The following is a 25,991-nucleotide window of genomic DNA, read 5'->3' as shown; positions in this document are numbered from 1 at the left end:
AGTAAAATAGTTCGGGGAACTATTTTAGCCTGAGCCTAGAAATGAATGAGCGAGGAGCTCAAAAATTAGGTCTTTCATTTCATGGTTTTCTAAAATCATCCACTGGATAATTTTACCTTCCGTCCGCACTATTTAAGGGAAATTATAAAAAGATAAATCAAATTGGAAATAAGCATCAGAAGTAAAGGAAATTACTATGATTTTTGATGATTTAAAAAACATTAGCTTTTACAAGGGAATTCACCCAAATCTGGACAAGGCTATTGATTATCTCTATGAGCATCGTAAAGATAACTTTGAATTAGGGAAATACGAGATTGATGGGGATAAAGTTTTCCTAGTTGTACAAGAAAATGTTCTCAATAAAGAAGAAAATGATCGCTTTGAGCATCATAAAAACTATGCAGATTTGCATTTGTTAGTTGAAGGACATGAGTATTCTAGTTACGGTTCTCGTGTAAAAGACGAGGCTGTAGCCTTTGACGAAGCTAGCGATATCGGCTTTGTTCATTGTCATGAACAATACCCACTTTTATTGGGTTATCACAATTTTGCAGTCTTTTTCCCAGGTGAACCTCATCAGCCTAATGGCTATGCAGGTATGGAAGATAAAGTTCGCAAATACTTATTTAAAATTTTAATCGATTAGTCAGTTAGGAGGATCAAACAATGGCACATAAAGGATCTGGATTGATAAAAGCGGCATTCGATACGGATAACTTTCTTATGCGATTTTGTGAGAAGGTTTTAGATATCGTGACGGTTAACCTACTCTTTGTTGTGTCTTGTTTGCCTATTGTGACAATCGGAGTAGCAAAAATTAGTCTCTATCAGACAATCTTCGAAGTTAAGAGTAGTCGTCGTGTTCCAGTTTTTAAAACATATATGAGAGCCTTTAAGCAAAATTTGAAATTAGGTCTCCAGTTAGGTTTGTTGGAACTAGGAATTTTTCTAATTAGTGTAGTTGACTTGTCTCTATTCTGGGGGCAAACAGGCCTAGGTTTCCAGCTCATTAAAGCCATTTGCTTGGGAATTCTGATATTTTTAACCCTAGTTATGTTGGCTAGCTATCCTATTGCAGCGCGTTATGACTTGACTTGGAAAGAAGCACTCCAAAAGGGCTTGCTCTTAGTTAGCTTTAATTTCGTGTGGTTCTTCTTGATGATTGCGATTATTTTGTTAATCATTATGCTTCTCTATCTATCAGGTTTTACTCTAGTACTTGGTGGTTCAGCGTTTCTACTCTTTGGCTTTGGTCTTCTTGCCTTTTGCCAAGCTGGATTAATGGAAAAATTGTTTGCTAAATATCAAGCAGATTGAAAACGATATGAAACTACTTTCAAACAAGAAAAGCTACGGGAGATGAATAGAAATTAAAATCTAAGTGGCTTGGATGTATTGAAAGCGCTTTTCACAAGGTGTATACTAAAATAGTAAAAAATCATCTGCTCAGAGCAGAAAATAAGAAATCTTAGGAGAAATCTATGTCAGATTTAAAAAAATATGAAGGTGTTATTCCTGCCTTCTACGCATGTTATGATGATGAGGGAGAAGTAAGCCCAGAACGTACTCGTGCCTTGGTACAATACTTTATTGATAAAGGTGTTCAAGGGCTTTATGTCAACGGTTCTTCAGGTGAATGTATCTACCAAAGCGTAGAAGACCGCAAATTGATCTTGGAAGAAGTGATGGCAGTTGCTAAAGGCAAGTTGACTATCATTGCTCACGTGGCTTGCAACAATACTAAAGATAGTATCGAACTTGCTCGTCATGCAGAAAGCTTGGGAGTAGATGCTATTGCAACAATCCCACCAATTTACTTCCGCTTACCTGAATACTCAGTTGCAAAATACTGGAACGACATTAGTGCAGCAGCGCCAAACACAGACTATGTTATCTATAACATTCCTCAATTGGCGGGTGTTGCATTGACTCCAAGCCTTTACACAGAAATGTTGAAAAACCCACGTGTCATCGGTGTTAAAAACTCTTCAATGCCAGTTCAAGATATCCAAACTTTTGTAAGTCTTGGTGGTGATAATCATATCGTCTTTAATGGTCCAGACGAACAATTCCTTGGTGGACGTCTCATGGGTGCTAAAGCTGGTATCGGTGGTACTTATGGTGCTATGCCAGAACTCTTCTTGAAACTCAACCAATTGATTGCGGAAAAAGACCTAGAAACAGCGCGTGAATTGCAATATGCAATCAACGCTATCATTGGAAAATTGACTGCTGCACATGGAAACATGTACGGTGTTATCAAAGAAGTCTTGAAAATCAATGAAGGACTTAATATCGGATCAGTTCGTTCTCCACTTACACCAGTGACCGAAGAAGATCGTCCAGTTGTAGAAGCAGCTGCTCAATTGATTCGTGAAACTAAGGAGAGTTTCCTCTAATCAATAGGAGGCTTTATGACTAATTACGTTGCAATTGATATTGGCGGAACTAATATCAAATATGGTTTGATTGACCAAGATGGACAACTGATAGAGTCTCACGAAGTAGCAACTGAGGCTCATAAGGGCGGTCCACATATCTTACAGAAAACAAAAGATATCGTAGCTAGCTATCTAGAAAAAGGACCAGTGTCAGGTGTAGCCATTTCCTCAGCGGGAATGGTTGATCCTGATAAGGGTGAGATTTTCTACGCTGGTCCACAGATTCCAAATTATGCTGGAACCCAATTTAAAAAGGAAATTGAAGCTAGCTTTAATATTCCTTGTGAAATTGAAAATGATGTTAACTGTGCAGGTCTTGCTGAAGCTGTCTCTGGTTCAGGAAAGGGTGCAAGTATTACCCTTTGTTTGACAATTGGAACAGGTATCGGTGGTTGCTTAATCATTGATGGCCAAGTTTTTCATGGCTTTAGTAATTCTGCCTGTGAAGTTGGTTATCTGCACATGCAGGATGGAGCTTTCCAGGATTTAGCATCTACGACAGCTCTTGTTAAGTATGTAGCAGACGAACATGGAGATGAAGTGGAACAGTGGAACGGTCGTAGAATTTTCAAAGAAGCTACCGAAGGCAATAAACTCTGTATGGAGGGGATTGACCGTATGGTAGATTATCTGGGCAAAGGTTTAGCGAATATTTGTTATGTGGTTAATCCAGAAGTTGTCATCCTTGGCGGTGGCATCATGGGGCAAGAAGCAATTTTGAAACCTAAAATCCGTAAGGCCTTGAAAGATGCCCTCGTTCCAAGCTTGGCAGACAAGACACAACTTGAATTTGCCCACCATCAGAATACTGCCGGTATGCTCGGTGCTTATTATCATTTTAGAACAAAACATTCCTAAATTGGCTTTGCCAATTTAGGTTTTTTACATAAAAGCAAAGAGTAACTTGCTTACTAATGTCAAGGAATCTTGCATTTTTGACTTCGATATAGTATATTTAAGTTAATTCAAATATATGCTAGTAACACTAACAGATATGAACTAAAGGAAAGCAATCATTGACCTATAATCAACAAGAAAAATATAAAAATAAAGTAAGCTCCCCTGAGGATCAAGAAACAGAGATCGCAGCTTACGGTCCACTGCCAAGTAAGGCCCAATTGGACTACCATAAAGAAGAATTGGCTGCCTTCATCCACTATGGTATGAACACCTATACCAACTCTGAGTGGGGGAACGGTAGAGAAAATCCTCAGTACTTCAATCCAACAAATCTTGATACAGATCAGTGGATTAAAACTTTGAAGGATGCAGGATTCAAACGAACAATCATGGTTGTAAAACACCATGACGGATTTGTCATCTATCCTTCTCAATACACAAAACATACCGTGGCTGCTAGTCCGTGGAAAGATGGTAAGGGAGACCTTCTCGAAGAAATCTCTAAATCAGCAACTAAGTATGACATGAATATGGGTGTGTACCTATCACCTTGGGATGCAAACAATCCAAACTATCACGTGAATACTGAAAAAGAGTACAACGAATACTATCTCAACCAACTCAAGGAAATCCTTGGTAATCCTAAATACGGAAATAACGGTAAGTTCATTGAAGTATGGATGGATGGTGCGCGTGGTAGCGGGGCTCAAAAAGTAACCTACACCTTTGATAAGTGGTTCGAGTACATCAAGAAAGCTGAAGGAGATATCGCTATTTTCTCTGCTCAACCAACAAGTGTACGTTGGATTGGTAATGAACGTGGTATTGCTGGAGATCCAGTTTGGCATAAGGTCAAGAAAGCTAAAATCACTGACGATGTGAAGAATGAATATCTCAACCATGGAGATCCAGAAGGAGATATGTATTCAGTTGGTGAAGCAGACGTTTCTATCCGTTCAGGTTGGTTCTACCATGACAATCAACAACCAAAATCAATCAAAGATTTGATGGATATTTACTTCAAATCTGTTGGTCGTGGAACGCCACTGCTTCTCAATATTCCACCAAACAAAGAAGGTAAATTCGCAGATGCAGATGTGGCTCGTTTGCAAGAATTCCGAGCAACCTTGGACCAAATGTATGCGACTGACTTCGCTAAGGGCGCAACTGTTACTGCAAACTCTACTCGTAAGAATCACTTGTATCAAGCAAGCCACCTAACAGATGGTAAGGATGATACCAGCTGGGCGCCAGCAAATGATGCTAAAACGGGTGAATTTACTGTCGATCTTGGTCAAAAGAGACGTTTTGATGTAGTTGAACTCAAAGAAGATATTGCTAAAGGTCAACGAATCTCTGGATTCAAGGTTGAAGTTGAACTCAACGGTCGTTGGGTACCATACGGTGAAGGTTCAACTGTTGGTTATCGTCGTCTGATCCAAGGTCAGCCAGTAGAAGCACAAAAGATTCGCGTAACCATTACTGGTGCGCAAGCAACTCCTATCTTGACAAACTTCTCTGTCTATAAGACACCAAGCAGTATCGAGAAAACAGATGGATACCCACTTGGATTGGATTACCATTCAAACACAACAGCCGATAAAGAAAATACAACTTGGTATGATGAATCTGAAGGTATCCGCGGAACATCTATGTGGACTAACCAAAAAGATGCTAGCGTTACCTACCGTTTCACTGGAACAAAAGCATATGTAGTGTCTACAGTTGATCCAAACCACGGTGAAATGTCAGTTTACGTGGATGGTCAAAAGTTTGCAGACGTGCAAACCAATAATGCAGCTCGTAAACGTAGCCAGATGGTTTATGAAACAGATGACTTGGCTCCAGGTGAACATACCATCAAACTCGTTAACAAGACTGGAAAAGCCATTGCAACTGAAGGCATCTACACGCTCAACAATGCCGGCAAGGGTATGTTTGAGATGAAAGAAACAACTTATGAAGTTCAAAAAGGTCAACCAGTTACTGTAACCATTAAGCGTGTTGGTGGTAGCAAAGGAACAGCAACAGTCCATGTCGTAACAGAACCAGGAACAGGGGTTCATGGTAAAGTGTATAAGGACACAACAGCTGACTTGACCTTCCAAGATGGTGAAACTGAGAAAACAATCACGATTCCAACGATTGACTTTACAGAGCAAGCTGATTCCATCTTTGATTTCAAGGTGAAAATGACCAGCGTTTCTGATAATGCTCTTCTTGGATTCGCTTCAGAAGCAACGATTCGAGTGATGAAAGTAGGTTTGCTTTCAAAAGAGAATTGAGTTTTGATAAATTTGTTATAACCACATTTGAGTGATAAAAAAATCCTAAATTGTTACATCAATTTAGGATTTTCCATTTTTACGATTTCTACGATAACCATTGAGTTTTTTATTTTCCCAATAGCTATTAAAAATCTTTTCTTTACTTTCACGATCAATTTCTAAGAAATAAGCATAAAGCAAGTCAATGACAAAGAGCATAGGAAGCTGGGCAGAAAGCCGTTGAATATAAGGGGATTGACCTTGATTTGCTACAAGTACAGTCTCAGTAAAGTCCTGAGTCTCCTTGCTAAGCATACTGGTAAATAGAACAGTTTTTGCTCCCATATCCTGAGCATCTAGTAGACTATCGATGACGGAAGTTGTTGTTCCTGAAAGAGAAAAACCAAATACGAGACAGTTCTTATCCAAAATGCTTGTAGTCCAGGCGAAACCATCTGGATCTGTTATGGCTTCACAGACTACACCCAGTCTCATGAAGCGAAATTTCATTTCCCGAGCGACTAAGCCAGAACTTCCAGTTCCAAAGAAGTAGACACGCTCAGCCTGTTCAATCATTTGGGCTACGCGTTCTAGTTGTTCTTCATCAATCAGTTCTCGAGACATTTCTCGGAGATTAGTATAGCTTCTTAAGACTCTTTGTGTCAAGGGATTCATATCTGGTTGTAGGAGAGTTAGGGCATCTTTTTGTTGTTGATATTTAAAGATAAACTCACGATAACCCTTAAAACCACATTTCTTAGCAAAACGAGTGAGTGCTGCCTGGGAAATATGAAGTTTTTGAGTAACTTGTTGCGAGGATAGGTCATCATTTATCGTATCTGCCTGCAGAAAATAGTGGGCAATTTCTTGCTCTAAATCGGTCATTTCTTCAAAGTGAAGATCAATGATCGTAGAGATATCTTGCTTATTCATGGGACTCCTTTTATAGATATTTGCTAGAATTCCTTTGATGAATCTAACAAATAAAAATAGCGCTTACCACTATTATATCATAGAAAATAATTTTTGGGCCAAAAAGGAAAAGTCTTTTCTTTTTCCATAATTTTCTCCCTAAATTATGGTACAATGAAAAGTAAGATTTTGATTAGAAACGAGATTGATTCGTATGAGAAAATTCAATAGCCACTCGATACCGATACGGCTTAATTTGTTGTTTGCAATCGTCATTTTGCTCTTTTTAGCAATTATTGGTCGTTTGCTTTATATGCAAGTTCTTCATAAGGATTTTTACGAAAACAAACTAGCTTCTGCTAGTCAAACTCGTGTAACTATGGGTTCTGCTCGTGGAGAAATCTATGACGCGGCAGGAAAGCCTTTGGTTCAAAATACCGTTAAGCAAGTTGTTTCCTTCACACGAAGCAACAAGATGACTGCAGCTGATCTAAAAGACATTTCTAAAAAATTGTTGGACTACGTAACAGTTACTTCTCCAGAGTTGACTGACCGTCAAATGGCTGACTACTATTTGGCTGATACCGAAGTTTATAAGAAGACAGTCGAAGCTCTTCCAAAAGATAAACGGTATGATTCAGATGGCAATCAACTTTCTGAATCTGAACTCTATAATAATGCTGCTGAGAGTATTGCAGTGAATCAGCTGAACTATTCTGATGATGAAAAGAAGGCAATCTACCTCTTTAGCCAACTCAATTCAGTAGAAAATTTTGCGACAGGGAATATCCAAACCGATCCTTTGACGGATACGCAGGTAGCTCTGATTGCATCTGCTTCTAAGAAATTGCCAGGTATTTCTATCTCTACTTCATGGGATCGAAAGGTTTTAGAAACCTCACTTTCATCTATTGTTGGAACTGTTTCTAGTGAAAAATCCGGACTTCCAGCAGAAGAAGTGGATGCGTATTTGAAAAAAGGTTACTCGCTCAATGACCGTGTCGGGACTTCTTACCTTGAAAAACAATACGAAGAAGTCTTGCAAGGTAAACGGACGATCAAGGAAATCCATTTGGACAAGCACGGAGACATGGAGAGCGTAGAGAATATCGAAGAAGGTAGCAAGGGTAAAAACATCAAATTAACCATTGATTTGACCTTCCAAGATAGTGTTGATAGCCTCTTGAAGAGTTATTTCAATTCTGAACTTGCAAATGGTGGTGCTAAATACTCAGAAGGCGTTTATGCAGTAGCCCTTAATCCTAAGACAGGTGCTGTATTGGCAATGTCAGGGATGAAGCATAATCTGGAGACTGGTGAATTGACACCAGACTCACTAGGGACAGTGACCAATGTCTTTGTACCGGGTTCTGTCGTTAAAGCGGCTACCATCAGCTCAGGCTGGGAAAATGGTGTTCTTAAGGGGAACCAGACCTTGACAGACCAACCAATCGTTTTCCAAGGATCCCCAGCTATCAATTCTTGGTATACTCTTGCTTATGGTTCTTTCCCGATTACAGCAGTCGAGGCTTTGGAATACTCTTCTAATGCCTATATGATTCAAACTGCTTTGGGAATGATGGGTCAAACCTATCAACCAGATATGACAGTTAAGACCGACAAACTAGAGTCTGCGATGGGAAAACTACGCGCGACTTTTAGTGAGTATGGTTTGGGTGCTTCTACAGGGATTGATTTACCAGAGGAATCAACAGGATTTATTCCTAAAAACTTTGATTTGGCTAATTATCTGTACAATGCTTTTGGACAGTTTGATAACTATACGCCGATGCAGTTGGCCCAGTATGTGGCAACAATCGCTAATAATGGTGTTCGCTTGGCTCCTCATATCGTAGAAGGAGTCTACGATAATAATGAGCAAGGTGGTCTAGGAAATTTGATTCAGCAAACAACTAGCACCGAAATGAATAAAATTAATATTTCTGAATCAGATATGGCAATCTTGCACCAAGGATTTTACCAAGTATCGCATGGAACTAGTCCCCTTACGACAGGACGGGCGTTTTCAGATGGCGCCACTGTTTCTATCAGTGGTAAGACCGGTACAGCTGAAAGCTATGTAGCTGGTGGTCAAAAAGCTAATAATACCAATGCCGTGGCCTATGCTCCAACAGAAAATCCTCAAATTGCAGTTGCAGTAGTCTTTCCTCATAATACCAATTTAACCAAAAATGTTGGGCCAGCAATTGCTCGCGACATTATCAATCTATACAACCAACACCATCCAATGAATTAGAAAGGAAGCCATGCTTTATCCAACACCTATTGCTAAGTTGATTGACAGTTATTCCAAACTTCCTGGTATTGGGATTAAGACAGCGACCCGACTGGCCTTTTATACCATTGGAATGTCGGATGACGATGTCAATGAATTTGCAAAAAATCTCCTTGCGGCCAAGCGAGAATTGACCTATTGCACTATTTGTGGACGTTTAACAGACGAGGACCCTTGCTCTATCTGTACAGACCCTAGTCGTGACCAATCCACGATTCTGGTTCTGGAAGATAGTCGCGATGTCGCTGCCATGGAAAATATTCAAGAATACCACGGTCTTTACCATGTCTTACACGGCTTAATTTCACCTATGAATGGGATTAGCCCAGATGACATCAATCTCAAGAGTCTCATGACACGTCTCATGGATAGCGAAGTTTCTGAGGTCATCGTAGCGACCAATGCGACTGCTGATGGTGAGGCGACTTCCATGTATATCTCACGACTTCTCAAACCCGCAGGAATCAAGGTTACTCGTCTAGCACGAGGTCTAGCAGTCGGAGCTGATATCGAATATGCAGATGAAGTGACGCTCTTAAGAGCCATCGAAAATCGTACAGAACTCTAGTCTGTGAGGATATAGAACAGGCAATTAGCTAATAGATAAGATTTTAAGAAACTAAGAGGCTGGATTTATTTTTAATCCAGTCTCTTTTTTGCTATTCAAGTTTAAAAAAAGAGACAAATGTGATATACTAAAGAGCAAGTATTCTAGTAGAAACAGGACAATCATATGAAACAAACAATAATTTTATTATATGGTGGACGCAGTGCAGAACGTGAAGTGTCTGTATTGTCGGCTGAGAGTGTGATGCGTGCGGTTAACTATGATCGTTTCGCAGTCAAAACCTTCTTTATCAGCCAGTCCGGTGATTTCATCAAAACCCAAGAATTTACCCAAACTCCTGGACAAGATGAACGTCTCATGACCAATGAAACGATTGATTGGGACAAGAAAATTGCTCCAAGTGCTATCTACGAAGAAGGAGCCGTTGTCTTTCCAGTTCTTCATGGACCTATGGGAGAAGATGGTTCCGTTCAAGGTTTCTTAGAAGTCTTGAAAATGCCTTATGTCGGTTGCAATATCTTATCTTCAAGCCTTGCCATGGATAAGATTACTACCAAACGTGTTTTGGAGTCTGCTGGGATTGCCCAAGTTCCTTACGTAGCGATTGTTGAAGGGGATGACTTGGCCTCTAAGATTGCAGAAGTCGAAGAAAAATTAACCTACCCAGTTTTTACCAAACCATCCAATATGGGTTCTAGTGTTGGTATTTCTAAGTCTGAAACTAAAGAGGAACTCCATCAAGCTCTAGAACTTGCCTTCAAGTATGATAGCCGTGTCTTGGTAGAGCAAGGAGTCAATGCACGTGAAATCGAAGTTGGTCTCATAGGAAACTACGATGTCAAGAGCACGCTTCCAGGTGAAGTTGTCAAAGATGTAGCCTTCTATGACTATGAAGCAAAATACATCGATAATAAGATTACGATGGATATTCCAGCTAAGATTAGCGATGATGTGGTATCGGTAATGCGCAAGAATGCCGAAACTGCCTTCCGTGCTATTGGTGGACTTGGTCTCTCACGTTGTGACTTTTTCTATACAGATAAGGGAGAAGTTTTCCTAAACGAGCTTAACACCATGCCAGGATTTACTCAATGGTCTATGTATCCCTTACTTTGGGACAATATGGGAATTTCTTATCCAGAATTAATTGAACGTTTAGTTGATCTTGCTAAGGAAAGTTTTGACAAGCGTGAAGCGCACCTATTGTAAAGACAGACATAAGGGCGGGGAAGGACTCCTTGCCCCTTTTTAAAGGAGTAAACATGAAACTTACGATTCACGAAGTTGCGCGTGCCGTCGATGCAAAAAATGATGTGACAGGATATGCGGATAGCCCGCTAGTCAAGGCTGAGTTTGATAGTCGTTTGATTGGGCCTGGAGATTTATTTGTGCCACTAAAGGGGGCGCGTGATGGTCATGACTTTATAGAGACAGCTTTTGAAAATGGCGCTGTTGTAACCCTGTCAGAAAAGGAAGTAGAAGGTCATCCTTACATTTTAGTAGATGATGTCTTGACAGCCTTTCAAGCACTTGCGGCCTATTACCTTCAAAAGACAGGTGTCGATGTCTTTGCTGTTACAGGTTCAAATGGGAAGACTACTACCAAGGATATGTTGGCTCATTTGCTTTCTACAAGTTACAAAACCTACAAAACGCAAGGAAACTACAATAACGAGATTGGCCTTCCCTACACGGTTCTTCATATGCCAGATGATACTGAGAAGTTAGTCTTGGAAATGGGACAGGATCACCTAGGAGACATCCATCTCTTATCTGAACTAGCTCATCCAAAGACAGCTATTGTGACCTTGGTAGGAGAAGCTCATTTGGCCTTCTTCAAGGACCGTTCAGAGATTGCCAAAGGGAAATTGCAAATCGCTGATGGGATGGGAAAGGGTGCCTTGCTCTTGGCACCAGCTGATCCCATTGTTGAGGATTATCTACCAGCTGACCAAAAAGTAGTTCGTTTTGGTCCAGGTGCAGAACTAAAAATTACAGATTTGATTGAGCGTAAGGATAGCTTGACTTTCAAGGCTAATTTCTTGGAGCAGGCTCTCGACTTGCCAGTAACTGGTAAGTACAATGCGACCAATGCCATGATTGCATCTTATGTAGCTCTTCAAGAAGGAGTGACTGAGAAGCAAATCCATCAAGCCTTCCAAAACCTAGAATTGACCCGCAATCGTACCGAGTGGAAAAAGGCTGCCAACGGAGCGGATATCTTGTCAGATGTATACAATGCCAATCCGACTGCTATGAAGCTCATCCTCGAAACATTTTCAGCTATTCCAGCAAATGAAGGTGGTAAGAAAATCGCAGTTCTGGCAGATATGAAAGAACTTGGAGATCAGTCTGTTCAACTTCATAATCAGATGATTTTGAGCATTTCACCAGATGTTCTTGATACTGTTATTTTCTATGGTGAAGACATTGCTGAATTGGCTCAATTAGCCAGTCAAATGTTCCCAATTGGCCATGTTTACTACTTCAAGAAAACAGCTGAAGAAGACCAGTTTGAAGCCATGGTCAAGCAAGTTAAGGAAAGTCTTGGTGCACATGACCAAATCTTGCTTAAAGGTTCGAATTCTATGAATCTAGCTAAGCTAGTAGAAAGTCTAGAAAATGAGCACAACTGATTTCGCCAAAGCTATTCAGAGAATGTTAGCCATTACTGATACTGGGTTGACCTATACAAAGGATCCTTTTGACCGTGAACGTTATGAGGATTTACGTCAGATTTTATGGAGTGTCTTGCAAGATCAAACAGAGCTCGATCAAGAGGAATTGACTGCAATTTTAAAACCAACAGCTAGCTATGCAACTCCCTTGATGGATGTAAGGGCTTGGATTGTTCAAGACCAGAAGATTTGTTTGGTTAGAGGACAAGGAGAGGATACTTGGGCCTTACCTGGTGGCTTTGGCGAAGTCGGATTTTCTCCCAAGGAAAATATCCGAAAAGAAGTTCAGGAAGAAACAGGATTTTCGGCAGAAGTAGGTTCTTTATTGGCAATTTTTGATACCAACCGCTTTCAACTTCAGAACAAGCAGTATGCAAAGTTCGTCTTTGACTGTCAGTTATTAGATGGACAATTTCAAGAAAATCAAGAAGTTGCTGAATTAGGATTTTTTGACATTTCGGCTCTCCCTCCCTTATCTGAAAAAAGAATAACTAAGGAACAAATGGATATCCTATGGCAGGTTTATCAGGGTGAGCGGGAACAATATGTTGATTAGAAGCTTTGTTTTAGTTTAAGGCCACTAGCTTCTTTGGAACACAAAAATATTAGAAATAAATGTAAGCTATGATCTATAGAGATAAGTAAGAGAATGGCTTATATGAAAATGAGGAAAGTTACATGAATGTTTGGGATGCTTTATTTACCACCCAGGCTACGGAGCCACCCCGATTTGATCTTTTTTGGTATGGAAGTCTATTTAGTTTATTGGCATTGACTGTATTTCTTGCCTATCGTTATGGTGATAAAAAAGTTTGTCAACGATTTTTCCAGATTTTACAGGCGACCCAGTTAATCCTTCTCTACGGTTGGTATTTGGTCAACCAGATGCCTCTGACAGAAAGTCTGCCCTTTTATCATTGCCGTTTAGCAATGTTTGTAGTGCTTTTGACCCCGGGAATCTCTAGAGTCAAACAGTACTTTTCTGTGCTTGGAACCTTTGGGACATTGGCAGCCTTTGTTTATCCAGTGCCAGATCCCTATCCCTTCCCCCACATCGCTATTCTGTCTTTTATTTTCGGACATTTAGCCCTCTTTGGAAATTCCTTGATTTATCTTTTAAAGGACTATGATGCTAGTTTATTGGATTTCAAACGAATCCTAGTCATCACATCTTCGCTTAATGCGCTGATCTTTGTGGTTAATCTAATGACGGGTGGAGATTATGGCTTTTTGACAAAACCACCATTGGTTGGAGACCACGGTCCTTTGATCAATTATATAGTGGTTACGCTGTTCTTGACTTGCGCTATTTACTTAGTTTCTAAGGCGTTTCAGACCATGCTTGAGGAGAAGGGTGAAAGAAGACTACGAATCTGGCAAAAATGAAAAAATATTTTCCCAACCGCTTGACTTTTATCTGAGAATTTTGATACAATAGTAGGCGGTATTGTTTACCCCATTTGTAAGGCCCCGGAACCTTTCAAATAACTTGCGGACCGGAACATCCGCCCTGTAAACAAAAACGACATTCATATAGGAGAAATCATGAACAAAACTACATTCATGGCTAAACCAGGCCAAGTAGAACGCAAATGGTACGTTGTTGACGCAACTGATGTACCTCTTGGACGCCTTTCAGCAGTTGTTGCTAGCGTACTTCGCGGAAAAAACAAACCAACATTCACACCACACACTGATACAGGTGACTTCGTAATTGTTATCAATGCTGAAAAAGTTAAATTGACTGGTAAAAAAGCATCTGATAAGATTTACTACACTCACTCAAACCACCCAGGTGGATTGAAATCAATCTCTGCTGGTGAACTTCGTTCTAAAAATGCAGTACGTTTGATCGAGAAATCAGTTAAAGGTATGCTTCCACACAATACTCTTGGCCGCGCTCAAGGTATGAAATTGAAAGTATTCGTTGGAGCTGAGCACACTCACGCTGCACAACAACCAGAAGTTCTTGATATTTCAGGACTTATCTAAGGAAAGGAACAATAAAGTATGTCACAAGCACAATATGCAGGTACTGGACGTCGTAAAAACGCTGTTGCACGCGTTCGCCTTGTTCCAGGAACTGGTAAAATCACTGTTAATAAAAAAGATGTTGAAGAGTACATCCCACACGCTGACCTTCGTTTGGTCATCAACCAACCATTCGCAGTTACTTCAACTGCAGGTTCATACGACGTTTTCGTTAACGTTGTAGGTGGTGGATACGCTGGTCAAGCAGGAGCTATCCGTCACGGTATCGCTCGTGCCCTTCTTCAAGTAGACCCAGACTTCCGCGATTCATTGAAACGCGCAGGACTTCTTACACGTGACTCACGTAAAGTTGAGCGTAAGAAACCAGGTCTTAAGAAAGCTCGTAAAGCATCACAATTCTCAAAACGTTAATCAATACGATTATATCAACGTTTACAGACATTCAAGAATTATTTCTTGGATGTCTTTTTTGTTTCAAAAAATCAAAGTTCACCCCAAAATTCACCCCATATTCACCCCATCAATTTTTTAAACTACGAAAAGCAATATCACCTACAGTCTGATTGACTTTATCTTTGATATTAACGTAAGTTTTTGTAATCTCTTTATCACTATGAGTAAGAGCTTCTGAGAAGGCTTCAAGAGAAACCCCAGCTTGTTTTGCGAGTGTCGCACCAGTATGTCTTAGTTTGTGTGGGGAAGCTGGTGCTAGTTCAGGGTGCCTGCGTCTGACTGATTTCATCTTGATAAAACTTAAAATCTTTCTAATTATAACAAAGCATAGTCAAAAAGCTATGACCTCTATATTCACAAAAAAATCCAGACCAATACTAGTCCAGATTTCTTGTCTATTAAACATTCTTTTCAAAGAATGGAAGAACGGCTGTAACGGATTTGTCAACGCAATTATTTAACTGTGAGAATCCGACGCACATAAATTTTAAATGGTGTCTCAGTCACATTTAAATTTATGAGACGCTTAGACGTTAGGCTTTCAATTTATCAAATTTTGATTTGATGTTTGCCTTGAACTCTTCAAGTTTATCCTTGCGTTCGGCTTTACGTTCAGCCTTCATTTGTGCACGTGCCTGGTTGTAGAGGTCTTCTTGGACTTGCAGAGCTGCTTCGATTTCGGCTACGACGGTTGCTACATCCCAACGCATGATTTGGGTGTCGTACTTGGTGAAGTAAGCATCGATGACTGCTTCGTTGTCTTCTTGCACCAAGGCAACAACGGCTGTTTCACCGTTAGTCAATTTCTGAGAAACAACGTCAATCAGGCCAGTTTCTGCCGTATCAATGGTATCACCAGCAGCCAAACCATAGAGGCTACCCATACCATAACCAAACAAGACGCCGATAGGACCACCCAAAAGCCCGATAACTGCACCGAACAAGCCACCTTTTAGGGCTGCATCCGTCGTTGAATCTTCAAAGTCATAGCGTTCTTTTTCAACGATATGACCGTTTTCATTTTTGACCAAGGCGATTTGAGCAACCTTGGTCGTCTGAGTTTGGCGGAAAGCCTTCAAATCCGCAAAGGACTGATAAGCTTCGCTTTCAGTGTTAAAGATTGAAACTACTAGGTTTTCCATAGTTAGTACCTCTTTTCTAAAAATTACATATACATTATAACACAGTTTTCTTTTTTTTGAAACTACTTTTATGCGACAATTTACATGATATGTCGCAATTTGTCAGCGTCGAAGGACTGGTGCAGGCAGCGGTATATCCTTGCCATATCTCGGGCCAGACACTCTGGCGACTCTGAGTGATTATCAAGAAAGATGTCCATTAGATTCTTAAAGCCTCCCGTGCAAAAAGTAAATAAATAGTGTTTTTCCTGTATGCCTGTCACACGGCTAAAAGACCGCTTGACCAAATCTTCCAGAAAATTATAGCAGATATTATGTACCAGCTCTGTGTAGCGAGTCTGATGAGCGTGCCGAATCACAACGACACTTTTATAGAATCTGCCAACTGTTTCCTTATGGTCGAATCCTTGAAAGAAGTCGCTTTATTCGTCGGTCAAGACAATTAATTTGGCTGGTGCAACTGATTCGCCAAGCTATGAATAAGCAATTATTACCTTTTGAAAGCGAAAATGGCAATTATGAAGGTGAAGCTACTCAGGTCTTAGTTCTTCTATCTAATTACTATGCAGACAAAAAACTATTTGATGAAAATACAGATGGATATGGAAATATCTTGATTTTAAAGGATTCATCCATCATTTCTAAATTATCGGTTATCCCAGATTTATTAAAAAGGGGATCTAGTAGGTAACAATAATATCGAATATATCAAAGCACGCAATATTTGGATTTCTTCAGAGGTTGAGTTAGAGTCAGATATTGATGGGGATAAGTAGGATAATCTGCCAGTAGATATAAAAATACTAGAAAACAGGCTTGAAAAAGGCTCGTAAAGCTAGCCAGTTCTCTAAACGTTAATTCCCGTTTGCTGGACAGCATAATACAACGAAAACACTTTGCATCTTGCAAGTGTTTTTTTCTATGGATAACTGGCGTGCGCACTTAGGATAGCTCTAGCGACTTAGTTCGAATAGAGATTATGCTTGCACATTTGCCCCAAGAAAACAGCGAACCGATGTTTTGATTGGATGTCAACCACTGCCTAAACAAAACGTTAATCAACACGATTATATCTAACGTTTAACAGCATTCCAGATTAATTTTTCTTGGCTGTCTTTTTTTGTTCAAAAAACTAAAGTTCACCCCAATTCACCCTATTACTTTTTGAGAACTTCTAAAGGCTATTTTCTCCTGCTGTTGATTTACTGTTTCAGTAGTATTGACATAAGTCTTCGTTTTTGATGTCACTATGATAAGTGCTTCTGAATAGCTTTAATGATGTTACCAGCTCGTCTTCTAAAGTTGCTCGCAGTGTGTCTTAATTGTGAAGGAGAATTGCTGGATGAAGTTCCGGATTCCTTCTCGAATAGTATTCATTCATGATTAAGATAATCAGTATGAGGTGGAACGTTAAATACCGTTTTTTTCTACGTTGTTATATGTAAAAACGAGTTCTTTTTCATTCTGTTTGATTCCAAACAGCTTTAGGTTTTGCTTTTTTTGTTCTATTTTCCCAACGGTGCAGGATTTCATTAGTTTCTTTAGGTGCTTTAAATTAGAGTTTTTTTTATTTCCTTGTTGGTTTGATTTCAGATTTCCCGATTTGTATATGCTTTTTCAATGAGAATTTCATTTTTTTCAAAATTGAATGTTTCCATTGGGAGCACTAGGTTTCTGATTTTCGATCTGATAAAAGAATGTCGTATCGACCAAAGGCATAAATTCTTTTAATTCCATTCAGATCATTTTTTAGATCTCATTCAAATAGCCTTGTAGCCATTGTTTTAAGTTCCTCTCCTCTTTAATGTTCAGAGTCTTCAAACTTTTTACTTTCTTTGAGTCTATTTTTTATTACTTTAATTCTACTGATTGTCTTTTTTTCCCTTATTGACTTGAATATATTTCAAGCTCTTCTGCCGCAGCCAAGCAGAATGGAGTACCTCTACTAATTTAAGTTGGATAAGAATTTGATAATGGGGTAGAAGTGACAAAAACTAGTTGTTTTTTTTCATTGAGATGATCAATAGAATAATTACCTAGAACGGGAGAATCTGCAAACGAAAGAGATTTTCGAGTTTGAAAGATGTTACCGCTTAGGTGTTTAATTGTAGCAGGGCTTGCCCTGCTTATAAGGTTTCTATGCCCAATATCTTTACACTAAGTCCTTTGAAAGAATATCTCCTTTCCTTTGCGATAAAGTAGACACCTTTCTAAACGTGCATTTTCACTGTCCAACCAGCTTACTTGATTTCTGCTTCCTTTGCTTCTCTGCGAGTTTTGAATCGTTTTTCAAACTCGTTTTCCAATCCCCAGCTTTTCCTTGAACGTCGCGGGTATATATACCCTAAGCCTATAGGATCCCTTTTTTGTTTTTTGAAATGCCCCATTTTTGCCGTCCTTATGCGCTTATCATCTAATGCGATTTCATCCACTGGATTGATACTTTCCTTGTTAAACGATGGATTTTTCCAGATTTTACTATAAGGGAGTCCCCATAGCAATCCCGATTCTAAAGTATTATTAGATCCACCCAATAATTACAAGTTTTGCTTTTTATTAAGAAAGGACTGTCTGCCCGATCTTCTTTAAAGTGATTGATGTTCATTTTTCAAGAGAGTTGCAATCATTTGTTGAATTTCTTGTGTCTGTTCTCAGGTATTGTACTAACCTATTTTCTCCTTTCCTAATGTCTAAGACATATGTAGAAAGTTGTTTAGCTGTTTTCTGCATCAATGTGCGATAGCTGACTAGTCCCAAGTCCTTAAATTCGATTGGATATAGTATAGAAACCACAGAATTTAACTTGCGCTACAAATGCTACGTGCCGTCTACGGGATCTGCCCAAGCTTGACTTGATAGAATGATAGTGGCGGAAGTGTTTCCGTAGGTGTTTTCGTGGTTGGAATACCCAGATTATTCATCCATCCATTGATTACCATTCCCCATGTACGGGTCAAAGTAATTCCAGGTGCTTTGCTCTGTTAAAAAACAAACCAAGTACATTGTCCCCAGGGATAGGTACTAGCTTATATAATTAGTCGTATCAATAGTTTTTGTGTGGATGTCGCTATCCTGATGGAATTTCGCTTGAAGTGATTCTAGAACCAGGACATTTGTTTCCTTTGGATGCTGTTGGAGTTCCTCCATGTTTCTCTATATACTGGATCGAGTGTTTTTGCATGGTTTCTGCTCTCCGTTTTCCGAACCGCAGTGTCTGTAAAAATATACTCCACCTCTATATAACTATTAAGAGTTCATTCGCTACTTGAGAGCTTTTATCACCTGTATTTTAAAGGTTTTCTTTTTATTTCCAATAATTGTTTGCTTGATTTAGACTAACCACCTGCTATATCATCATTGAATTCCTTCGCGTTGTCTGGATTGGAGTCAAATGCACAAAGCCAAACATATTAGCGCCTGGATTTCGTGCCACCACCAGCCGTTCCTAGTGAACTTTCATTTAATGCGATTGCTACAATTCCCACGAACATCTTAAGTTTAGACTTAGCTTCCCATTCTAAAGTTTTTCCTCCCGTTAATACTGTTTCGGTCAAACGCGATTCCTAATGTTCTAAAAAGCCGTCTAATGTTCAGCCCTTGTATACCATACCGATAACAAGGAGATTATGTGTATATGGGTCCTCCATCTGACCAGTGTTCAGCATATTTGAAATCTTTTGATGTTTTGGGAGATCTTATTTGCACTTCCCCCATTACTCCCATGAGATTATAATTACAGAAGACTGGATTATTAATGGAATGAGGCAAGGACAATAGATACCATTTTAGTTTTTTTTCTAGAATCTCCTTTTCTAATTTTAGGGTTTAATATAAGCCGTAAATTAAGACGTTCCGAATCTCCCACTTAGTAGCATCCAAAACACAGAATGAGATTTAACTTGGTCATAATTTGTTCTTGTTCTTCCTCTAAACGGAAAAAAAATTAACAAGGACATCGACAGAACGTTTTCTTCTCTATAAAGATTGTAAAGTGTTTCTTCAAAAGGATTTTTGGGAAGGCAATTTCTTGAGCGTATTTTAATGTTCATTTAGTTCTCCTCTCAGTTGATTTTAGTCGTTGAGTACATCGATTACGTCGTTCGATATTTGCTTTCAATTTATTATCTGTGTCCATTGTTTTTCGATAAGCACGAGTGAAAAGCATTTGAACCTTGTGTTAATACATTGATTGGAATCTTATATTTTTTCTAATTGCTGTTCAATATTATTGATCCGATGCTGCTTGAAGGTGAAATTCTTTCTCTTCCTTCAGAGTTTGAAATTCTCATTAGTGTGGAGTAGTTTCTTGTGGGAACATTAAAGTAACAACGGGCTTTTGAATGTTTTTATGAATGTTTCTATTTTATGATTAGTTTTTTCAGAAGGGTTCGGTGTAATTTGGAGTTTTTCAGCTTGGTTAGGCTGCGGATTCTCTATAGATGGATTTGAATCTCTTGTGTAAAATAGGAGCCAATATTTTTGGAAGTGCTCTTGCTATTCCATTACATTCAACTAGCAAATCCAGCACCTGCTAGTGTAAAGTTCCAGATGTTGAGCTGTCTTCAAGCTTTGAGTTGGAATTTGAGATGTAATTTCTTTTGTTTTATGTACGCATTCTCGACCTGAGAAAGAAAGTACCATATTCAGATGTTACCATTCTAGCTTTAGACGCCAGGATAAATTGAATAATTCTGCTTTGTACTTACATATTAGGAAGTAGTATGACACCCTGTAGCAACTACCGAAACTAATAACTTAAGACTAGACCAGTAGACTAAGGATGGCAGATTCTTCAAATAGTATCAAAACTATGATAATCTATTTTCTACAATTTTTTTTCGATGTAGAAAATTACAGATTAATAAACTAAACTAAGATACTGGAAAGGCTAACCTCCCAACATAACTTTTAAGAACCCAAAATTAAATCTTGCATTCGAGGAATAAGAAATAAGAAGAACGATTGGAATATGAGAATCATTGTTACACATAGAATTTGTGGCGATTATATTTAATAATTGAATAACAATGATTGTATGCTAAGACAAATGCTTCTATCCTTAAAGATGACATAAATGTGCGTATAAAGATAAATCTGGCATTGCAGAAACCCACGATTCCTTTTTCCCATCCTCATTAGCACCATTACCTAGTTCGTCCAGATATTGAACGTTCTTTGTTTTTACCGGCAGTGAAATGCCTTTACTATCACTAGTTCCAAGGCCTTGCTATCATCGAAATCTTCTTCTTTTCCATTTTGGGACGTTTTTGTATTTGCCGTTCTCTTGGCCAGTATTTACAAGTGAAGATAGGCTTTATATGAGTTTTCAGCTCTTAGCTATGGCACTGGCACTAAGTACTTCTACCTCAACTTTTACAGACTTTTGTCTTTTTGGCATATTCACCTGCAATCGACTTCACCATCTTTTTGTTTGATCTATATGACCTTGTCTTGTCGTTAGGAAAAAATACAACATTGCTTGCTGCGGAGGTATCCAATAATAAAGTCCTGCCGGAATTTTCTATGGGGCATTGGTAATACCAAAATATGACTTAGAATCCTAGTAGCATGAGCTACCAAACATCGAAGAAGTAGTTTTAGTCGATCCTGATCCTATTTAAGACAAGAAAATACTCGATGGTTTAGTAATTATATGAGATGTGAATCAATAAACCGTGCGTACCAATAAAGAATTAATTTGCAAACTAGATGAAATGATTGATATTTCGCGTAACGTATGCCCTGTTCTGTAATTTTGTATTGTTTTGGAACCATAGAAGATCCTATCTTTCGGAGTTCGTCAGTTTACAGTAGTACTGTGTTTTTCGGAAATTGAACAAAAGAACAAAAGTAAATGATTAGCCAACTAAACGATGAGTTAAGCATTGATGACTACACAAGAAGAGATTGGACAAAGGAAGTTCATTTTGTGGAGCACTCATCCGGCATGCCTTGATTCTATTTAAAAAGCCGTGATGGCTGCATGAACCTGTTGGTCTTCCATGTAGGTAAAATTTTAACAATAGAGGTCAAATTGTACATATCCACCTTCACGAGCCCGTTTAGGTTATTGCGCTTGCTCAAAATAGTGAAGATACAGTGGGCTTTCATTTGCGGGTTTGTCAAAAGCATATCGATACTCATCATTTCAATATAGATGTTATTGCAATCATATTAATATTTCCGTAGCTCATCCATAATAAACGTTGTACTACTTACGGAGACTAAAGTGGGACATACTCACTATGTGCAGTTCGGTATAGTCAGAGGGCACACACTCTAGTTAGAATTGTGTTTTTCCTAGGGAGTACTTATTCGAGTATGATTCCATAATAAGCACGATCTGGTTGTAGTGAACGATACCAAACAAACACAAAGTGAAATACCAAGCGCAACATTCGTTTTTTTTCAGAATATCCTCTCGTGCCACTCTGACCAGTTTGTTTCAAAATCATGTGTGGACGGCCAGCAGAACCTGTGACATACTGTGAATAGAATAGTTTGTGAACTTCAAGTCCTGGGGTCGTTTTTCATGCACGCTAGGTCGATTCGTATTAGTGGCTTTGATACCTCAAGCATTTCAGATTATGCGCAATTAAAAGCGACATCGCTGTGTGGTGATGATGAGTCTTCTCATCAGGGTGAGCGTCCCACTATATGCGTGCGACCGCTAAGTGACGTCCTTCGCGGATTTCATTAGAATCCAAGGCTTTGTCTGGTAAGAAGCTAACATTTGTAGATAGTGCCACTTCTCATTTTTCTATATATTTGCGAGTTATACCGTACGGTTCTCTGAGAGTGGGCTTTTGTTCCAAGATGAGTACGGTCGAGATGAAAGCACCCACTGGTTCTGTTTCCTGCACATTGTAGAGTTTCTTGAGCCCTTCACGTGGCATCTGACATTGGTTATCCTACATCACTCTAGCGCTGTGAAGGCTTAGACGCTCGGAGTGGTGTCTGTCCAGATTTTTTTGGTTGATGTCAGTCTTTAATGGGAGTTTGAGATTGTTTTCCTAAACTGTTTGAATCCTACTGTTTCAACCTGCTGCTCTAAACGTTCTACGATTACTTGATTGCTTTCTGTGATTGCTAGTCTTCTGATCCTTGAGACACATCAACAGCTTGTAAAAGAAACTCGAGCATATTTTTAGAGACTTCTACGGATTTTTCTTTCTCCTAGAACTATAATTGTTGTATCGTAAACACTCCATATTAGAAGGGAGAGAACTGCGAGAGTCACAAAATTGGAAGTTTTCCAATCTGTTTTTTCGTCTGGGTAATAGTTTCAAAAATGCGGAGAATTTAACTTACTTCATGATAAGATTTTCTAAGTTCCCGTTTTGGATCGAGTATAGAGTGTTTTGACATTTTGTAAGCAACACTAAAAAGATAATCTTGAGCCAGGAAAGATTTTCCGTGTCCTGTTGCCCCTGTAATGATTGATGTGTGGGTTTTTAGGATCGTACCAGCGATATCTTTCTTTATTTCCGCCAGTGGCATTATAGAGGACTAAGATTCTTTGAAGAATCAATAGCTCTTCTTCGATGTTATCCCTGCGTCCATCCGTTATCGACAACGGCCGATATACCAACCCAATACGATTTCCTGAGGAAGTACTTGTAAAGGGCATAAGTTCAGAGAAACCTCTGCACTGTGACCAATGTGGTGCCATGCTCCGTGTTTTTTTCTGAAGAGATTCTTCCTAAAGAAGTGCTTGAAAAGGGTAAGGGGCCAGCCTGTAAGCTTCGCTAATTTCAACACCCATATCATCGAGTATTTAGAATAACTTTCTTCTTGAGACGAGCTGAGTTACACTGAGGCTGATACCACAAGTTAATCCCCGTATTCAATGATTTCTTTCCTTTGTTACCCACCTTTTTCATGAGATTACCTTTTTTAGGGGTGGAAACCCCCATATACTTTCATCTTGTTGGACAGTATCGGTGTTTTCCTTCCTTCTTTCCATGATGTTTTTCTAAAGCGAGTGTTTAAGCGCCCCATTTTCCCTTTATTTTGTTTAGAATCAAATGAATTCTGCCTGCCTTTATTCGTAGCTCTAAGGGAAGTCAATCGTTTGGACAAACTCTCCTAAATGAAAACCTTGAAATTGCACAGGATATTTTCCCAATTGGAAGGATAGTAACAAAGGACGAACCATAAGACTTTCAAGTTTTGAGTATACCACCTTAAGGACTTTTGATTAGAGTGTCTTAATATTGAAATTGAGAACGATTGGCCAGGAACCTTCTTTCTTATAAGTGCGGTGATATAGACGAAGGTAAGTGCATGGCGTTTGATAATACAGAGTTCTTCATCAGTAAGACGATTAGCACGAAGAGTAGAAAGCTTGAAAGATTAGTTTCTTCATCGCTTTTATAATCGTCATACCAATTTCAAGAATCTGTTTTTGAAGTTCATTCCCAAATCCATTTAGCAATTTTTCTTTTTCTCAGAGAATTCAGTGAAGCTTTCAGTAGCTTAGTTCTTTAGGTTGCACCATTGTTTTGTTTACGTAACCTTGATTTCACCTATAACCCAATCGTACTGATAGGGAAGTTCCATCTCATCAGTTCTCTATATAACGTATAGCGAAGAGTTCTTCTCCAGTTTCGACTAATCATTCGCAGAGCTTCCAGAAAAGTCTCGGAATTTCTCTTCTAAGAGGTAATCTTTGGAATTAGTGAAATCTCAAAGTGCTTATTTTTTTCTTTAGTTTCTTCATGATTTGAGAAAACGGTTATCTTGTGTTTCTCTTATTTTATCTTCATCCGTAATGGTGATTAGGATGTTAGGAATCCGTAGTAAGTCACACTGAATTATTCTTTTTTTGGAGTGCTAAATTTTTGTTGTTGCATTTTAATTGGGTAAGTTAAAATAATACTCATGAAAAAATAAATCCATCCTTTTCTATAAATTTGTTTTTTCAAAAACTATTTTCATCTATTGGTTTTATTCTATCTTCGTGGTAGATTGCTGTTGTTTAATTTAAATCAAAAGTAAATGATATAGTCTCCAATGAAGACATGCCTTTTCTTAACCTTAGGTTCATATTCCGTATAAAATTTAGCTAAATTTATAAGGAAATACCAATAGAGTAAGTATGAAATAGAGTGTGTGAACTGTGCGATTGGAATCAAATAAATCCTCGCAAAAGCAACATCATCACAAACAATGAAGATGAAAGACAATAAACAAAGATAACTGCATTGGTGTTGCGAAATACCAAATTCGTGTACGCTTTCTATCGTTTTTGATTTCTTGAATCCATAAGGGGCACTTGAGCCCCTTACTGTAGTCATATAGTTTTTTCTTCATTCAGGATTAAAGACCTGTTTTCATTCCGAAAAGGTCTAAGGCACCAACCAAAGCTTTCAAGATATCTTTGTCCCTTTGGTCAGGGAGACGATGACGGCATAAAATCCTAGTACTGAAAGGGGGAGTAATCGCAAGACTATTGCGCCATGCTTTAATGGCTAATAGAACAGCAAATGCTCCCTATATCCAAACGGCATTCACATTGAAGAAATGTTCGTGAGATTTCCAGTATTCATATGTTTCTCTCGCTATTTCTTGTCTCGTTTGCATAATTTAATGAATGGTGTGTTCTAATTTTGTGACATTTACTTCTGTTCTTTTTCTGAGAGGGTAAAAGTAAGTTTTCTGAGTGAGTAACTTCCTCCAACTTCAAAAGTAATTGCACATAAGCAATAGTGGTCCCTCTTTCATTTTTAAGATAAATATAGTACGATAGTTTTAAAATTTTTGTATTATACACAACAAGTGATATCTGGTGCAATTAAATTTAAATTATCTTGATTGCTAGTATAATTTGTAAAGAAAAATCGTAAGAAAGGTTTTATCTACTTTTCTATATGTTTTGAGTCAGAGAATGTGATCTTCCCGCAGATAATTTTAGTTTTTCCTCTTCTTCGTTCAAACTGTCCAGGCTTGTATATGTTTTTTTTAAAGCAGATAACGGTAGTCCGATATAAAGAATTTTCCATTTTTTCTTGCAAAGGTAGTTGAAACTATCTGGTATTTCCTTTTGGGATTCTCATTATTGATCTTTTCTTTTCTTTGTATTTAAAATCTTATATCTGGCAAATATTATCCCTCTACAGTCAGTAATGAGATGAGACCAAGTTCACTTTGGGGGTTTCGAATTTGACCTTGTGATTTGAATCAGGAAACAAAGTTGTAGAAGTTTTCTAATCGTTTAACTTGCTCTGTTTGCTTATCGGATATTCTTGGGAGAGAGTAAAATAAAGCATAACATAGTCATTCAGTAGTATTGGAAGTTGATAGTTGTATGAGCGGGCTCCATTTTAGTGTTGATTTG

At 38.7% G+C, this 25,991-nt stretch carries 17 protein-coding genes and 4 pseudogenes; 15 read left to right on the top strand and 6 right to left on the bottom strand.

What is annotated here, in order from left to right; genetic code table 11:
• The first annotated feature begins 196 nt into the window (after window positions 1–196).
• From GOM46_RS07120 to GOM46_RS07100, 5 genes and pseudogenes are all read left to right on the top strand, one after another.
• On the top strand, window positions 197–649 hold the full coding sequence (locus GOM46_RS07120; RefSeq protein WP_006150881.1) for a YhcH/YjgK/YiaL family protein: 453 nt from the start codon (window positions 197–199) through the stop codon (window positions 647–649).
• A 20-nt stretch (window positions 650–669) separates the two neighbouring features.
• Window positions 670–1,320: a YesL family protein gene (locus GOM46_RS07115; protein WP_235083432.1), complete on the top strand. Its 651-nt coding sequence runs from the start codon at window positions 670–672 to the stop codon at window positions 1,318–1,320.
• Between the two features lie 164 nt (window positions 1,321–1,484).
• On the top strand, window positions 1,485–2,402 hold the full coding sequence (locus GOM46_RS07110; protein ID WP_235083431.1) for a dihydrodipicolinate synthase family protein: 918 nt from the start codon (window positions 1,485–1,487) through the stop codon (window positions 2,400–2,402).
• Between the two features lie 15 nt (window positions 2,403–2,417).
• Complete coding sequence (locus tag GOM46_RS07105) at window positions 2,418–3,302, top strand: ROK family protein (protein WP_006150878.1); 885 nt, start codon at window positions 2,418–2,420, stop codon at window positions 3,300–3,302.
• A gap of 194 nt (window positions 3,303–3,496) precedes the next feature.
• A pseudogene (locus tag GOM46_RS07100) lies at window positions 3,497–5,629 on the top strand (alpha-L-fucosidase); the annotation flags it as partial.
• 63 nt (window positions 5,630–5,692) lie between these two features.
• Here the strand turns inward: GOM46_RS07100 and GOM46_RS07095 are convergent.
• Complete coding sequence (locus GOM46_RS07095; protein WP_006150866.1) at window positions 5,693–6,544, bottom strand: MurR/RpiR family transcriptional regulator; 852 nt, start codon at window positions 6,542–6,544, stop codon at window positions 5,693–5,695.
• A 193-nt stretch (window positions 6,545–6,737) separates the two neighbouring features.
• Here GOM46_RS07095 and pbp2b point away from each other — a divergent pair, with 193 nt between their 5' ends.
• From pbp2b to rpsI, 8 genes are all read left to right on the top strand, one after another.
• Window positions 6,738–8,780 (top strand): penicillin-binding protein PBP2B, encoded by a 2,043-nt coding sequence (gene pbp2b, locus GOM46_RS07090; RefSeq protein WP_235083430.1) that lies wholly within the window; start codon window positions 6,738–6,740, stop codon window positions 8,778–8,780.
• A 10-nt stretch (window positions 8,781–8,790) separates the two neighbouring features.
• Window positions 8,791–9,387: a recombination mediator RecR gene (recR, locus tag GOM46_RS07085; protein WP_235083429.1), complete on the top strand. Its 597-nt coding sequence runs from the start codon at window positions 8,791–8,793 to the stop codon at window positions 9,385–9,387.
• A gap of 165 nt (window positions 9,388–9,552) precedes the next feature.
• The gene (locus GOM46_RS07080) at window positions 9,553–10,596 is read left to right on the top strand and encodes a D-alanine--D-alanine ligase (protein WP_235083428.1); all 1,044 of its coding nucleotides are present in this window, start codon (window positions 9,553–9,555) and stop codon (window positions 10,594–10,596) included.
• Window positions 10,597–10,649: 53 nt separating this feature from the next.
• Window positions 10,650–12,023 carry a UDP-N-acetylmuramoyl-tripeptide--D-alanyl-D-alanine ligase gene (locus GOM46_RS07075; RefSeq protein ID WP_235083427.1) on the top strand — a complete coding sequence of 458 codons (1,374 nt, stop codon included), beginning with the start codon at window positions 10,650–10,652 and terminating at the stop codon, window positions 12,021–12,023.
• The gene (locus GOM46_RS07070) at window positions 12,010–12,621 is read left to right on the top strand and encodes an NUDIX hydrolase (RefSeq protein ID WP_235083426.1); all 612 of its coding nucleotides are present in this window, start codon (window positions 12,010–12,012) and stop codon (window positions 12,619–12,621) included. Before GOM46_RS07075 ends, GOM46_RS07070 begins: the two co-directional genes overlap by 14 nt.
• Window positions 12,622–12,743: 122 nt before the next feature.
• Complete coding sequence (locus GOM46_RS07065; protein ID WP_235083425.1) at window positions 12,744–13,451, top strand: TIGR02206 family membrane protein; 708 nt, start codon at window positions 12,744–12,746, stop codon at window positions 13,449–13,451.
• Between the two features lie 159 nt (window positions 13,452–13,610).
• Window positions 13,611–14,057, top strand: a complete 447-nt coding sequence (gene rplM / locus GOM46_RS07060; protein WP_001044622.1) for a 50S ribosomal protein L13 — start codon at window positions 13,611–13,613, stop codon at window positions 14,055–14,057.
• Between the two features lie 18 nt (window positions 14,058–14,075).
• Entirely contained in the window at window positions 14,076–14,468 is a 393-nt protein-coding gene (rpsI, locus tag GOM46_RS07055) for a 30S ribosomal protein S9 (RefSeq protein WP_002893764.1), read from the top strand.
• 109 nt (window positions 14,469–14,577) lie between these two features.
• Here the strand turns inward: rpsI and GOM46_RS07050 are convergent, their stop codons facing one another.
• Together GOM46_RS07050 and GOM46_RS07045 are read right to left on the bottom strand one after the other, a co-directional pair.
• Window positions 14,578–14,799, bottom strand: coding sequence for a tyrosine-type recombinase/integrase (locus GOM46_RS07050; RefSeq protein WP_002893762.1), 222 nt, complete (start codon window positions 14,797–14,799; stop codon window positions 14,578–14,580).
• A 244-nt stretch (window positions 14,800–15,043) separates the two neighbouring features.
• Complete coding sequence (locus GOM46_RS07045) at window positions 15,044–15,652, bottom strand: DUF1269 domain-containing protein (RefSeq protein ID WP_235083424.1); 609 nt, start codon at window positions 15,650–15,652, stop codon at window positions 15,044–15,046.
• A 352-nt stretch (window positions 15,653–16,004) separates the two neighbouring features.
• Between GOM46_RS07045 and GOM46_RS07040 the strand changes: the two are divergent.
• Both GOM46_RS07040 and GOM46_RS07035 read left to right on the top strand, forming a co-directional pair.
• Window positions 16,005–16,148: pseudogene (locus GOM46_RS07040) on the top strand (IS982 family transposase); the annotation flags it as partial.
• Between the two features lie 3 nt (window positions 16,149–16,151).
• Window positions 16,152–16,425, top strand: a pseudogene (locus GOM46_RS07035) (diacylglycerol kinase family lipid kinase); the annotation flags it as partial.
• Between the two features lie 1,467 nt (window positions 16,426–17,892).
• Here GOM46_RS07035 and GOM46_RS07030 read toward each other — a convergent pair.
• The 3 genes and pseudogenes from GOM46_RS07030 to GOM46_RS07025 form a co-directional block, all read right to left on the bottom strand.
• Window positions 17,893–18,186, bottom strand: a complete 294-nt coding sequence (locus tag GOM46_RS07030) for a hypothetical protein (RefSeq protein WP_235083423.1) — start codon at window positions 18,184–18,186, stop codon at window positions 17,893–17,895.
• Window positions 18,187–22,954: 4,768 nt separating this feature from the next.
• Window positions 22,955–23,152 (bottom strand): ATP-binding protein, encoded by a 198-nt coding sequence (locus GOM46_RS08480; RefSeq protein ID WP_414930178.1) that lies wholly within the window; start codon window positions 23,150–23,152, stop codon window positions 22,955–22,957.
• 1,407 nt (window positions 23,153–24,559) lie between these two features.
• A pseudogene (locus GOM46_RS07025) lies at window positions 24,560–24,967 on the bottom strand (TcpE family conjugal transfer membrane protein).
• Window positions 24,968–25,991: the final 1,024 nt, after the last annotated feature.

The organism is Streptococcus infantis, from assembly GCF_021497965.1.
GTDB lineage: Bacteria > Bacillota > Bacilli > Lactobacillales > Streptococcaceae > Streptococcus > Streptococcus infantis_B.
Note: the sequence above shows the minus strand (reverse complement) of the source record. Positions and strands in the feature narration are given on the sequence as shown.